Genomic DNA, 13,413 nt, shown 5'->3' on the forward strand with positions numbered 1-13,413 from the left:
CGGTGGCCTTTCAGCTCATTTGTGGCTCACTTGGGCGTTTTGGAGCCCACCGGCGGCACCGGAAACACCGGGAACAGCCCCCCGGCCTGCTTTTGCATCTGCTCCTGCATCTGCACGAAGAGGTTCTTGGACTGTTCCAGGTAGTTGCCCATCAGGCCCTGCATCATCGGTGCCTGGCCGCTCATGAACTGGGTCCACATCTCGGGCGTGAACGCTGCGGGATCGTAGAGGCCGCGGGCCTGGTCGCCCAGGCGGCTCTGCATGTCGACGAAGGTCTGCAGGTTCTTCTCGAGGTACGAGCCCATCATGCCCTGCATGGCATGGCCGTAGAAGCGGATGATCTGGGCCAGCATGCGGGCGCTGAACATCGGCATGCCGCCGGCTTCTTCCTCTAGGATGATCTGCAGCAGGATGCTGCGGGTCAGGTCTTCGCCGGTCTTGGCGTCGCGCACCTCGAATTCCGCCCCCTCCAGCACCATCACCTTCACATCGGCCAGCGTGATGTAGCTGCTGGTGCGCGTGTCGTAGAGGCGGCGGTTCGGGTACTTCTTCAGGATGCGGGGCGCACTGGCCGACTCAGCGGCAGGCTCGGCACTGCCGGGTGCATCCGGGCGGGGTTCGGTCATCAGCAAAAGCTCCCTTCGCGGCCCTGGCGGGCCCGCACGAAAACACGGAATGCAAAAAACCGGGGGAGCTCGGTCAAGCCTGCGCTGCCAGCGCCGACGCCTGAGGCCTCACGGCACGTTCAACCATGCAGCACAAGCAAGCTGCATGCGCTGCTGTGTTCGATTCTAGGGTGCGCGCCCTGACGTGCCGCCGGGATTTGCCCTTGTCCTGCCGCGCCAGTTGCGCGGCCGCCGGAGCCAGAAGCTACCGGCGGCCGCGGCGACTCGGCGTTTTCAGTCGAGCGCGTTCAGGCCGTTTCGCACCGCATCGTTGATGACGTGCAGTTCGGCCAGCGTCGCGTCGATGTGCGCGCGCTTCTGCGACAGGTCGGCAATCGCCTGGCTGGTGCGGTCGAACACATACTGCATCTGCTGGCGCCGGCCTTCGCCTTGTGTGCCATACAGGTCCAGGTAATGCTTGATTTCGGCCAGCGACGAGCCGATGGCCTTGGCGCGCAGGATCAGCGCGAGCCGCGCGCGGTCGCGCCGGGTGTAGACCCGCGTGCCATTGACGCGGCGCGGGCTCAGCAGGCCCTTGTCCTCGTAGAAGCGGATGGCGCGCAGCGAGATGCCGAAGGCCTTGCACAGCTCGGTGATGCCAAAGAGCTCGGCGGTGTCGTCGTCATGGTGGGCGGCCACCGCGTCTTCGGCCGACAGGCCTTGCATCGCGGCGTCTGAGGGCACGAGGTTGAGGACGGGGGAGGCAGACAAGCTGTTGGCCACACTGGTGGCGAAGTCGGTCGCTGCCATCACAGCACCCGCTGCAGTTTGAGGGCCACGCTCATGTCGCCCGAGACCTTGAAGCGCCCGGTCATGAAGCCGGTGGTCGGCTCCAGGCGGCCTGCAATCAGGTCGTCCAGTGTCGACAGGTTGAGTGCCACCGTGCAGGCGGCGTCGCGGTTGTGGTTGTCCACCGTGTTGGGTTCGGCGCTGCCATCGATCAGCACGACGCCTTCGTCGCCGCAGTCGAATTTCAATGTGGTGTTCAAGCCGCTTTGCGTGCCAACCTTCTCGCGCAAAGATGCGGTCGCGGAAGCCAGATCCATGGTTGTCTCCTGTGCTGTTGTATCGCGGGTGTGTTCGCTTTGTTATGTCATCTGGGCGACGAGCACCCGGGCCGCATCGTAGGCCTGCGCAACTGGCGCAACATCAGCGTATTTCCCTATCAGAAATACAGTTGACGTTAACGTCACCCTGTCGCCAAATCCGGCGAAGAAGCAGCGCTGTGTTCACCGCAGCCGCCGCTCACGCCAGAGGCCCCGGCCATGACCGGGTGCACGGCGCCACACAGGAGACAAGACATGACGGCCCATTCCGCGCCGCGCCCTGCCCTGGGCGTTCCCGCAAGCGCCTACGACAGCGTGTTCCGCCCCGGCCTGCTGGCCGGCCAGCGCATCTGGGTCACCGGCGGTGGCTCCGGCATTGGCCGCTGCGTCGCCCATGAACTGGCTGCGCTTGGCGCCGAACTCATCCTCAGTGGCCGCAGCGAAGACAAGCTGCGCCGCGTGGCCGGCGAGATCGCCGAGGACGGCGGCCAGTGCAGCTGGCGCGCCTTCGACATCCGCGACGGAGCCGCCGTCAAGGCGCAGGTGGCCGAGCAATGCGCCAGCGGTCCGGTGCACGGGCTGGTCAACAACGCCGGCGGCCAGTTCCCGGCGCCAATGATGGCCATCAGCCAGCGCGGCTTCGACGCGGTGGTGGCCAACAACCTCACCGGCGGCTTCCTGATGATGCGCGAGCTGTACCTGCAGAGCATGCAGGCCCACGGCGGCGCCATCGTCAACATGACGGCCGACTTCCGCAACGGCATGCCCGGCATGGCCCACTCCGGCGCCGCGCGTGCCGGCATGAGCAACCTGACGATGAGCGCGGCCTACGAATGGGCGCCGGCCGGCGTGCGCGTCAACGCGGTGGCGCCCGGCTGGGTGGCCTCCAGCGGCATGGACACCTATGGCGGCGCGATGAAGGCCATCATCCCGCAGCTGAAGCAGCATGTGCCCATGGGCCGGCTGGCCTGGGAGGCCGAGGTCAGCGCGGCCATCGTCTTCCTGCTCTCGCCGGCCGCGGGTTTCATCACCGGCGTGACGCTGCAGATCGACGGCGGCGCCTCGCTGGGCAGCGCCATCTTCCCGATCCAGGAGGCCTCGCGCTCCACCGCCTGGAACGGCTTTCACCGCGCCAGCGTGCCGCAGGTGTTGCAGCAGGATGGGCAAGACGGGGAGGCGCGCTGATGCCCGCGCTTGTCTCGCAGCTGGACCTGCAAGCGCCCGCCTTCCAGGCCAATGTGGCGCGCATGGCCGAGCGCCTGGCGGAAGTGCGGCAACTCGAAGCGCTGGTGGTGGCCGAGTCAGCCGGTAAAGCGGCGCAGTTCGAGAAACGCGGCCAGTTGCTGCCGCGTGAACGCGTGGCCAGGCTGCTGGACCGCGGCAGCAGCTTCCTCGAACTGTCTGCGCTCGCCGGGCTGGGCATGCATGACGACGATGGCAAGCGTGCCGTGCTCGGTGGCGGCAGCATCGTCGGCATTGGCCAGGTGGCCGGCAAGCGGGTGCTGATCTCCGCCAGCGACTCCGCGCTCAAAGGCGGCACCGTCTCGCCGATGGGCCTGAAGAAGGCGCTGCGCGCGCAGGAGATTGCGCGGGAAAACAAGCTGCCGCTGATCTACCTGGTCGAGTCCGGCGGTGCCAACCTGATGTACCAGAGCGAGATGTTCGTCGAGGGTGGCCGCAGCTTCGCGAACCAGGCGCGGCTCTCGGCCGCCGGCATTCCGCAGGTCGCCGTGGTGCACGGCTCGTCCACCGCCGGCGGCGCCTACCTGCCGGGGCTGTCGGACTACGTGGTGCTGGTGCGTGGCAAGAGCCGCATCTTCCTGGCCGGCCCGCCGCTGGTGAAAGCGGCCATCGGCGAAGACGTGACCGACGAGGAGCTGGGTGGCAGCGAGACGCACGCCAGTGTCACCGGACTGGGCGAATACGTGGCCGAGAACGACGCCGACGCGATCGCGGTCACTCGCGAGCTGCTGGACAAGCTGGCGTGGGACGAAACGCCCGCTCGCGCCGCCGCGCCAGCGCCGCTGTACGAGCCCGAGGAGCTGATGGGCCTGGTGCCGGCCGACGACAAGACACCTTACGACGTGCGCGAAGTCATTGCCCGGCTGGTCGACGGTTCGGACTTCCTCGAATTCAAGGCGGCCTACGCCAGCGAAACCTTGTGCGGCCACGCGCGCATAGCCGGCCACCGCGTCGGCATCCTGGGCAACAACGGCCCGATCCAGCCGGCCGGCTCGACCAAGGCCGCGCAGTTCATCCAGCTCTGCGACCAGAGCGGCACGCCGCTGGTCTTCCTGCAGAACACCACCGGCTACATGGTGGGCCGCGAAGCCGAACATGCCGGCGCGATCAAGCACGGCAGCAAGATGATCCAGGCGGTGGCGAATGCGCACGTGCCCAAGTTCACCATCGTGCTGGGCGGCTCGTTTGGCGCCGGCAACTACGGCATGTGCGGCCGCGGCTTCGACCCGCGCTTCATCTTCAGCTGGCCCAGCGCCCGCACGGCCGTGATGGGCGGCGCGCAGGCCGCGCAGGTGATGGAGATCGTCAGCGCCGCGAAGCTCGCGCGCGCCGGCCAGCCCGTCGTGCCCGAGGCCTTGCAGGCCATGAGCGGCCAGTTGCGCCAGCGCATCGACCGTGAGTCGCACGTGCTGTTCGGCACCGCCCGGCTGTGGGACGACGGCGTGATCGCCCCGCCCGACACGCGCCGCGTGCTCGCGCTGTGCCTGGCGCTGGCCGCTGAGGCCGACAGCCGCACGCTGCGGCCCAACGCCTTTGGCGTCGCCCGCCTCTGAACAGTTTTCCGGTTCCCACAAGCAGAGGAGACCACCATGCAATTCACCCCCGAGCACCGCGCACTGGCGGACACCGTGACCCGCTTCGTCCAGCAGGAGATCAACCCCTTTGTGGCCGAATGGGAGGCTGCCGAGCAGTTCCCCAGCCACGAGCTGTTCAAGAAGCTGGGCAACCTGGGCCTGCTGGGCCTCAAGTACCCCGAGCAGTTCGGCGGCGCCGGGCTGGATTTTGGCTACTCCATGGTCATGGCCGAAGCGCTGGGCGAGGCCAACTGCGGCGGCGTGCCGATGGCGATTGGCGTGCAGACCGACATGTGCACCCCTGCGCTGGCCCGCTTCGGCACGGACGAGCTGCGCCACGAATTCCTCGCGCCGACGATTGCCGGCGACTACGTGGGCAGCCTGGGCGTGTCCGAAGCCGGCGGCGGTTCGGACGTGGCCGCGGCGAAGACGACGGCCCGCGTCGAAGGCGGCGACTACGTCATCAACGGCAGCAAGATGTGGATCACCAACGGCATGAAGGCCGACTGGTGCTGTCTGCTGGCCAACACCAGCGACGTGGCTGCGGCCGGCGGCCCGCACAAGAACAAGAGCCTGATCGTGGTGCCGATGGACGCCCCCGGCATCACCCGCCAGAAGATCCACAAGATCGGCATGGACAGCTCGGACACCGCGCAGCTCTTCTTCGACAACGTGCGCGTGCCCCGCCGCAACCTGATCGGCCAGGAAGGCATGGGCTTCATGTTCCAGATGCTGCAGTTCCAGGAGGAGCGGCTGTGGGGCGCCGCCTCTTCGCTGCGCAGCCTGGACCGGCTGATCGACCAGACGATAGCCTACACCCGCCAGCGCCAGGCCTTTGGCAAGAGCATCCTGGACAACCAGGTCGTGCACTTCCGCCTGGCTGAGCTGCGCACCGAGGTCGAAGCGCTGCGCGCCCTGACCTACCAGGCCGTGGACCTCTACCTCTCCGGCAAGGACGTGACCCGCCTGGCCTCGATGGCCAAGCTCAAGTGCGGCCGCCTCTCGCGCGAAGTGGCCGACAGCTGCCTGCAGTACTGGGGCGGCATGGGCTTCACGCGCGACAACCCGATCTCCCAGGCCTTCCGCGACGGCCGCCTGATCTCCATTGGCGGTGGTGCCGATGAGGTGATGCTCAGCATCATCTGCAAGCTCGAAGGCACACTGCCGAAGGCGACCAAGGCATGAGCCCGTTGGGCCGCCCCAAGGGCGAAACCGAAGCGCTTCAGCGCGAAGGCATGCCAGTCACCGAGCCGCTGTTGCTCGTGCGTCGGCAGGTGCTGCAGCCGGCGACCGCCGGCGCGGTGCTGCACCTCACGCTGAACCGCCCCGAAGCGCGCAATGCGATGTCGCTCGCGCTGGTGGACGCCTTGCTCGCCGCGCTGGCCGAAGCTGAGGCCGCGGGCGATGTGCGGGCCATCGTGCTGCGAGGTGCCGGCGGGAATTTCTGTGCCGGTGGCGACCTGAAGGACATGGCCGCAGCGCGGGCACGGTCCATGAACGGAGATCGCACCGGCGAAGACCCGTTCGAGCGCATCAGCGCCCGTTTCGGCGAGCTGTGCGTGGCCTTTGCCAACACCGGCATTGCGACGATTGCGTTGCTGCAAGGCGCGGTCATGGGCGGCGGCTTCGGCCTGGCCTGCGTGGTGGACGTGGCACTGGCCAGTGCGGACGCGCGCTTTCGCTTGCCCGAAACCTCGCTGGGCGTGCTGCCGGCGCAGATCGCGCCCTTCCTGGTCGAGCGCCTGGGCCCGGCCGAAGCGCGCCGCCTGGCCGTCACCGGCGCCACGCTGGACGGCGCACAGGCGCTGGCGATGGGCCTGGTGCACGAACTGCTGCCAGATGCGGAGTCGCTGGAAGCCGCGGCCGAGCGCACGCTGGCCGGCATCCTGCGCTGCGCCCCTCAGGCGCTGGCCGCCACCAAGCGCTTGATCGCCCAGGCACGCTGGCAGCCTGCACCCACGCTGGTGCCCGCCGCCGCGCAGGCCTTTGCCCGCGCGCTGCTGGGTGACGAAGGCGTGGAAGGCACGCTGGCCTTCCTGCAAAAGCGGCCGGCCTACTGGGTGCCGCAATGAGGGTGCCGCAATGAGCAAGCCGTTCACCAAAGTCCTGATCGCCAACCGCGGCGAGATCGCCTGCCGCGTGATGCGCACCGCGCGCGCCATGGGCTACCGCACCGTTGCCGTCTACAGCGAGGTGGACGCACAGGCGCCGCACGTCGTCCAGGCCGACGAAGCGGTGTGCATCGGCCCGGCGGCCGCGGCCGAGAGCTACCTGAGCATCCCCGCGCTGCTGGACGCCGCCCGCCGCACTGGTGCGGATGCTGTTCATCCCGGCTACGGCTTCCTGTCCGAACGAGCCGACTTCGCGCAGGCCTGCGCCGAAGCCGGCCTGGTCTTCATCGGCCCACCGCCTTCGGCCATTGAAGCCATGGGCGACAAGGCCGGCGCCAAGCGCCGCATGCTGGCCGCGGGCGTGCCTTGTGCGCCGGGCTACCTGCCCGCTGAAGGCGAGCCGCAGGTCGAGGATGAACAGCTGGTGCGCGAGGCCCGCCGCCTCGGTGCGCCGTTGCTGGTCAAGGCCGTGGCCGGCGGTGGGGGCCGTGGCATGCGCTTGCTGCGTGAAGACGCGGACCTGGCCGATGCCTCCTTGGCCCAGGCGCTCAGCGGCGCCCGTCGCGAAGCCGAGAACGCCTTTGGCAACGGCCGGCTGATGCTGGAGCGGCTGATCGAAGGTGGCCGCCACATCGAGATCCAGGTGTTTGCCGACGCGCACGGCCAGGCCGTGCACCTGGGCGAGCGCGACTGCACGGCCCAGCGCCGCCGCCAGAAGGTGATCGAAGAAGCACCTTCGCCCAGCGTGTCGCCCGAGATGCGCGCCGCGATGGGTGCTGACGCGGTGGCCGCGGCGCTGGCAGTGGGTTACGTGGGCGCCGGCACGGTGGAGTTCATCGTCGATGCCGAGGGCCGCCACTTCTTCCTGGAGATGAACACCCGGCTGCAGGTCGAGCACCCTGTCACCGAGGCCGTCACCGGCTTTGACCTGGTGCAGTGGCAGCTGCGCGTGGCGGCCGGCGAGCCGCTGCGGCACTGGCTGCCGCGCGGGCAGGACGACGTGCGCTTCGATCCGGCGCGCATGGGCCACGCCATCGAGGTGCGGCTATACGCGGAAGACCCCTACCAGGGCTTCCAGCCGCAGACCGGCACGGTGCTGCACTGGCAGCCGCAGCACGCCGTGGCCGCCGGCCAGCTCGCCGGCGGCGGCCAGCTGCAAGCCTCGGCCTCGGTGCGCATTGACGCCGGCATTGCCGAGGGCGGCCAGGTCTCGCCCTGGTACGACGCGATGATCGCCAAGTTCATCGCCCATGGCACGACGCGCGAAGACGCCCGCCGCCGGCTGATCGCCGCGCTGCAGGACAGCCCGCTGCTGGGCCTGGCCACCAACCGCCGCTTCCTGATCGCGCTGCTGCAGCACCCGCAGTTCATCGCCAGCGAACTGACCACGACGCGGCTCGACGAATGGGCCGCCGAAGACGCGCCGCCGCTGCAGCGCCCTGCCCCCAGCGACGCCGACTGGCGCCTCGCCGCCGCATTGCGCTGGTGGTCCGCTTCATCGCCTGGCGGCCTGGCCAACGGCTGGCGCGGCGCCGGCATGGCAAGCCAGACCGTCACGCTGCGCTGGCGCGAGGCCCAGCGCAAGCTGCGCCTCACGCTGTCCGGCCAGGGCGACGCCATGACCGTGACCGACGACAGCAGCGAGCAGACGCTGAAGTTGCTGTCCCGCGACGGCGCGCGCTGGCGAATCTCCGCTGATGGCGTGGCGCAAAGCTGCATTGCGCTGAGCGACGCGCAAGGCGGCTTGCACTTCGCCGCCGCCAACGCGGACTTCGTCTTCACCGAACCCGCCGCCGCACCGCGCGCCAGCGACATGCCAGATGCCAGCCGCCTGTGCTCGCCCGTCGCCGGCACCGTCGCCAGCGTTGCGGTGCAGCCGGGCGAGCGCGTGGCCCTGGGCCAGCCGCTGGTCTGCGTCGAGGCGATGAAGATGGAGATGTGGCAACACGCCCGCGCCGCAGGCACGGTGCGCGCGGTGCACGTGGCACCCAAGGCCTCGGTGCGCAGCGGCGCGCTGCTGGTCGAGCTGACCCTGGAGGCGTCTTGAGATGAACGACAACGTGATCCTCACCTGCGCGCTGACCGGCGTGCTGACCGACCCCAGGCAACACCCGGTGCCGGTGACGCCCGCGCAAATGGCCGCCGAGGCGCGCGACGCCTTCAACGCCGGGGCCTCCGTCATGCATGTGCACCTGCGCCAGCAGCAGGACGGCATGGGCCACTGGCCCAGCTGGGATCCGGACGTGGCGGAGGCGGTGACCGCCGCGATCCGCACCGCCTGCCCCGGCGTCATCATCAACCTGACCACCGGCGTGATCGGCCCGGACATCAGCGGCCCAGCCGCCTGCATCCGCCGCGTGAAGCCGGAGATCGCCGCCTGCAACGCCGGCAGCCTGAACTACCTGAAGCTCAAGGACAACGGCCAGTGGGCCTGGCCGCCCATGGTCTTCGATAACCCGGTCACCAAGGTCCAGCAGTTCCTGGACGTGATGGCCGAATGCGGCACGCACCCCGAGTTCGAATGCTTCGACGTCGGCATCGTGCGCTCGGTCGCGATGTTTGTGAAAAGCGGCATGGCGCCCGCCGGCCACCCGGTGGACGTGAACTTCGTGATGGGCGTGGCTTCCGGCATGCCGTGCGACGCCGACCTGCTCGCGCTGCTGCCCCGCTGGCTGCCCGACGGCGCGCTGTGGCAGACCACGTTGATCGGCCGCGCCGAGATCTGGCCGGTGCACCAGAAGACCGCCGAGCTCGGCGGCATGCTGCGCACCGGCCTGGAAGACACCTTCTACCTGCCCGACGGCAGCCGCGCCAGCGGCAACGGCGCGCTGATCCAGCACCTCGCCGCCTGCGCCGAGCGTGCCGGCCGCAAAGTGGCTTCGCCCGCCATCGCCCGTGAATTGCTGGGCTTGCCGGCAGCTTGACGCTGCCCCGCCCATGACTGTGACATTGCACAACCGTTCACGCCCGTCGTTGATGCGGAGAACCAGCAACGCAGTGGCCGCATTTGCCGTTCTGGGCGATTGAGGCGGTTCACCTGCTGCGCCACAGCGCCCACAGCATCAGGTCGGCCAGCAGCAGAGTGGTCACCCCCTGCAGCGCCAGGAAACCCTGGCCCAGCGCTGTGGTTGCAAACGCAGCGCCAAAAGCAACCCAGGCGCAGTCCAGCGTCCAGCCCAGGTTCAAGAGCGCCACGGCCCACAGCAACGGCCGAGGCAGCCGCTCACGCGTGGCCAGCCAAGCCAGCGCCGCCACCCATGCGAGCAGGAACAGCCCGGCGCCGAACAGCAGCGCGGTGGGCAGGCCGGTGAGCCCGCCCAGCCAGTTGGATGCGACCAGCATCGGCAGCGCGCTGGCGGCGCTGAGCGCGGCGTCCACCTTCAGCAGGCGACGAAGAAAGGCCGTCTGCGGCGTGGCGCGTTCGGCGGCCGGGAAGGCAGAGGTCGAAGAGATCGTGGTCATGGCAAGACTCCTTCAAAGTGGATGAGGACAACGGCTTTGATGCTGAGCGCCAGCCCGCCCCGTGGCGATGACCTCCCAGGTCATGGCCGCTGGCATGCAGGCGCGCTAAGGTGGCGGCCATGCTTGCTTCCTCTTCCTCCCCTTCCCAGGCGGCCCCGGTCGGCACGCTGCTGCGCGAATGGCGCCAGCGCCGCCACTGGAGCCAGTTCGAACTGGCCGACGAGGCGGGGTTGTCCACCCGCCACCTGAGCTGCCTGGAAACCGGCCGCGCGCTGCCCAGCCGGCAGATGCTGCTGCGCCTGACCGAGCGGCTGCAGGTGCCGCTGCGCGAGCGCAACCGTTTGTTCACGGCGGCCGGCTACGCGCCCATGTACGCCGAACGCGCGTTGGGCGACCCGGCGCTGCAGGCCGCGCACGACGCGGTGCAGCGCGTGCTGCAGGCCCACGAGCCCTACCCTGCGCTGGCGGTGGACCGGCACTGGCAGCTGCTGAGCGCGAACCGCGCGATTGCGCCGCTGCTGGCCGGCGTGGCGCCCGAACTGCTGGCCAGCCCCGTCAACGTGCTGCGGCTGTCGCTGCACCCTGGTGGCCTGGCGCCGCGCATTGCCAACCTGCCCGCGTGGCGCAGCCATTTGCTGGCCCGGCTCGCGCAGCAGATCCAGGCCAGCGGCGACCCGGTGCTGGCTGCACTGGCCGATGAATTGCGCGCCTACCCCTGCCCGGCCGACGACGAGCCGCATGCCGCGCCCGGCATTGCCGTGCCGCTGCAACTGAACACGCCTGCCGGCCTGCTGTCCTTCATCAGCACCACCACGGTTTTCGGCACGCCGGTGGACATCACGCTGTCCGAGCTGGCGATCGAGGCCTTTTTCCCGGCGGACGCGCAGACTGCGCAGGCCTTGCAGGCGCTGATGGCCGCCGAAACCCCGCCTACCCCCGGGACAACCACGAGGTGACAAGGTCGCGTGGGTGACGGACAACCGGACTGGCGCAGGCGATAACGCTTGCCAGGAGACAGACATGAACCACACCCCCGTTCAGGCCGCCGACGGCACCACGACCCACTACCGCATCTGCCCGCTCTGCGAGGCCTGCTGCGGGCTGGACGTGCAGGTGCAGGACGGCAAGGTCATCCGCATCCGCGGCGCGGAGCACGACGTCTTCAGCGCCGGCTTCATCTGCCCCAAGGGCTACGCGCTGAAAGACCTGCACGAAGACCCGGACCGGCTGCGCCAGCCCATGATCAAGCGCAACGGCCAGCATGTGGCGGTGAGCTGGGACGAGGCCTTTGCCGAGGCCGAGCGGCTGCTGAAACCCGTCATCGCCCAGCACGGGCGGGACGCCGTGGCGCTGTCGGTGGGCAACCCTTCGGCCCACAAGATCGGCCTGCTGCTGTACTTCGCCAAGTTCGCGCGCGTGCTGGGCAGCCGCAACATTTTCTCGGCCTCCACGCTGGACCAGATGCCCAAGCAGCTGCAGTCCGGCCTGATGTTCGGCCACTGGCTCAGCGTGGCGGTGCCGGACATCGAACGCTGCGACTACCTACTGGTGCTGGGCGCCAACCCCATGGCCAGCAACGGCAGCATGTGGACCGTGCCCGACTTTCGCGGCAAGGCCAAGGCGCTGCGGGCGCGCGGCGGCAAGCTGGTGGTGATCGACCCGCGCCGCGGCGAAACCGCCGCTGTCGCCGACGCGCACCACTTCATCCGCCCAGGCGGGGACGCCTTCCTGCTGGCCGGCATGCTGCACACGGTGCTGGCCGAAGGCCTGGAAAAGCCCGGACGGCTCGCGCCCATGCTCAAGGGGCTGGACGACGTTCGCCACGCCGTGGCGACGTTTTCGCCCGAGGCGGTGGCCACGCGCTGCGGCGTGCCGGCCGAGACCATCCGCCAACTGGCGCGAGAGTTCGCCAACACGCCGCGTGCCTGCATCTACGGCCGCATCGGCACCTGCACCCAGCGCTACGGCACCGTGGCCAGCTGGCTGATCGACACGCTGAACGCCGTTACCGGCCACCTGGACAGCGAAGGCGGCGCGATGTTCCCGCAGGCTGCCGCCTTCGCCGCCAACACGCAGGGCAAGCCCGGCCAGGGCCGTGGCGTGACGCGTGGCCGGCACGCCAGCCGGGTCAGCGGCGCGCCCGAGGTCTACGGCGAGCTGCCGATGACGCTGCTGGCCGAGGAGATCGAAACCCCCGGCGACGGCCAGGTGCGTGCGCTGATCAGCGTGGCCAGCAACCCGGTGCTCTCCAGCCCCGGTGGCCCGCGGCTGGCCCAGGCGCTGCAAAAGCTGGACTGCATGATCAGCCTGGACATCTACCTCAACGAGACCACGCAGCACGCGCACGTGATCCTGCCCGGCCTGTCGCCGCTGGAAGAAGCGCACTACGACGTGGCCTTCCCGCAGCTCTCCTTCCGCAACCATGCGCGCCACAGCGCACCAGTCTTCGCCCCGCCTGCAGACCACTCACCCGAATGGCAGACGCTGCTGCGCCTGGCCGCGATGGTCGCGCCCGAGGGCAAGCTGCCGGCCGACCCGCTGCTGGCCGACGACGCCTTGCTCTTGGACGACCTGAATCGCAGCGCCGGCCCACAAGCCCAAGCGCTGATGGCCGCCCTCTCCGCCGACGGCCTGCGCGGCCCCGAGCGGCAACTGGAACTGGCGCTGCGCAGCGGCCCCTATGGCGATCAGTTCGGCCGCAAGCCAGAAGGCCTGACGCTGGCCAAGGTGAAGGCCGCGAACGGCGGCATCGACCTCGGCCCGCTGCAGCCCCGCCTGCCCGAACTGCTGCGCACGCCCAGCGGCAAGGTGGAACTGGCGCCCGCGCTGTGCCTGGCCGACCTGGCCGAAGCCGCGAAGGAACTGGTGCCAGCGACATCGGCAGCATCGAAAGACGAACTGCTGCTGATCGGCCGCCGCGAACTGCGCTCGAACAACAGCTGGATGCACAACCTGCCCACGCTGGCGAAGGGCCCGATGCGCTGCACCGCGCTGGTCCACCCGCAGGACGCCCAGCGCCTGGGCCTGTCAGACGGCGGCCGGGCCGAACTCTCGCGCGGCGGCCAGTCCATTGAGGTGCCTGTGGTGCTGAGCGACGAGATGATGCCCGGCGTGATCAGCCTGCCCCACGGCTGGGGCCACGACCAGCCAGGCACGAAGCTCGGCCTGGCCGCCCAGCGCCCCGGCGCCAACCTGAACGCCGTACTGGACGACACCTTGCGCGACCCGCTCTCGGGCAACGCTGTGCTGTCCGGCGTGGCGGTCAAGGTGCGGGCCTTGCAGCCCGCGGAAGTGACCTGAGGCCTCTGCGCGC

General features: G+C 69.5%; 12 protein-coding genes. 8 read left to right on the forward strand and 4 right to left on the reverse strand.

Annotation, left to right across the window (positions count from 1 at the left end; translation table 11 throughout):
- Positions 1-26 precede the first annotated feature (26 nt).
- The 3 genes from phaR to LRH25_RS10800 form a co-directional block, all read right to left on the reverse strand.
- On the reverse strand, positions 27-626 hold the full coding sequence (gene phaR / locus LRH25_RS10790) for a polyhydroxyalkanoate synthesis repressor PhaR (RefSeq protein WP_141287382.1): 600 nt from the start codon (positions 624-626) through the stop codon (positions 27-29).
- A 273-nt stretch (positions 627-899) separates the two neighbouring features.
- Positions 900-1,415, reverse strand: coding sequence for a MerR family transcriptional regulator (locus LRH25_RS10795; protein ID WP_231011139.1), 516 nt, complete (start codon positions 1,413-1,415; stop codon positions 900-902).
- Positions 1,415-1,711 (reverse strand): SCP2 sterol-binding domain-containing protein, encoded by a 297-nt coding sequence (locus LRH25_RS10800; protein ID WP_141287381.1) that lies wholly within the window; start codon positions 1,709-1,711, stop codon positions 1,415-1,417. The genes LRH25_RS10795 and LRH25_RS10800 overlap by 1 nt, the downstream gene beginning before the upstream one ends.
- A gap of 255 nt (positions 1,712-1,966) precedes the next feature.
- Between LRH25_RS10800 and LRH25_RS10805 the strand changes: the two genes are divergently transcribed.
- From LRH25_RS10805 to LRH25_RS10830, 6 genes are read left to right on the forward strand one after another with little or no spacing between them, the layout of a single operon-like run.
- Entirely contained in the window at positions 1,967-2,896 is a 930-nt protein-coding gene (locus tag LRH25_RS10805) for an SDR family oxidoreductase (protein ID WP_141287380.1), read from the forward strand.
- Positions 2,896-4,506: an acyl-CoA carboxylase subunit beta gene (locus LRH25_RS10810; protein WP_231011140.1), complete on the forward strand. Its 1,611-nt coding sequence runs from the start codon at positions 2,896-2,898 to the stop codon at positions 4,504-4,506. The genes LRH25_RS10805 and LRH25_RS10810 overlap by 1 nt, the downstream gene beginning before the upstream one ends.
- A 36-nt stretch (positions 4,507-4,542) precedes the next feature.
- Positions 4,543-5,712, forward strand: a complete 1,170-nt coding sequence (locus tag LRH25_RS10815) for an acyl-CoA dehydrogenase family protein (protein ID WP_141291703.1) — start codon at positions 4,543-4,545, stop codon at positions 5,710-5,712.
- Entirely contained in the window at positions 5,709-6,599 is an 891-nt protein-coding gene (locus LRH25_RS10820; RefSeq protein WP_231011141.1) for an enoyl-CoA hydratase/isomerase family protein, read from the forward strand. The genes LRH25_RS10815 and LRH25_RS10820 overlap by 4 nt, the downstream gene beginning before the upstream one ends.
- 10 nt (positions 6,600-6,609) lie before the next feature.
- Positions 6,610-8,685 carry an acetyl/propionyl/methylcrotonyl-CoA carboxylase subunit alpha gene (locus LRH25_RS10825; RefSeq protein WP_231011142.1) on the forward strand — a complete coding sequence of 692 codons (2,076 nt, stop codon included), beginning with the start codon at positions 6,610-6,612 and terminating at the stop codon, positions 8,683-8,685.
- Position 8,686: 1 nt separating this feature from the next.
- A complete protein-coding gene (locus tag LRH25_RS10830; RefSeq protein ID WP_141291611.1) occupies positions 8,687-9,562 on the forward strand; it encodes a beta-keto acid cleavage family enzyme in 876 nt (291 codons plus the stop codon).
- Between the two features lie 109 nt (positions 9,563-9,671).
- Here LRH25_RS10830 and LRH25_RS10835 read toward each other — a convergent pair whose 3' ends face one another.
- Positions 9,672-10,100, reverse strand: coding sequence for a hypothetical protein (locus LRH25_RS10835; protein WP_141291609.1), 429 nt, complete (start codon positions 10,098-10,100; stop codon positions 9,672-9,674).
- Between the two features lie 119 nt (positions 10,101-10,219).
- On the opposite strand from LRH25_RS10835, the gene LRH25_RS10840 reads away from it, so the two are divergent.
- Positions 10,220-11,056: a helix-turn-helix domain-containing protein gene (locus tag LRH25_RS10840; protein WP_231011143.1), complete on the forward strand. Its 837-nt coding sequence runs from the start codon at positions 10,220-10,222 to the stop codon at positions 11,054-11,056.
- A 64-nt stretch (positions 11,057-11,120) separates the two neighbouring features.
- The gene (locus tag LRH25_RS10845) at positions 11,121-13,400 is read left to right on the forward strand and encodes a molybdopterin-dependent oxidoreductase (protein WP_231011144.1); all 2,280 of its coding nucleotides are present in this window, start codon (positions 11,121-11,123) and stop codon (positions 13,398-13,400) included.
- Positions 13,401-13,413 lie beyond the last annotated feature (13 nt).

Origin of the sequence: Ideonella azotifigens (genome assembly GCF_021043325.1) — a bacterium.
GTDB lineage: Bacteria > Pseudomonadota > Gammaproteobacteria > Burkholderiales > Burkholderiaceae_C > Ideonella > Ideonella azotifigens.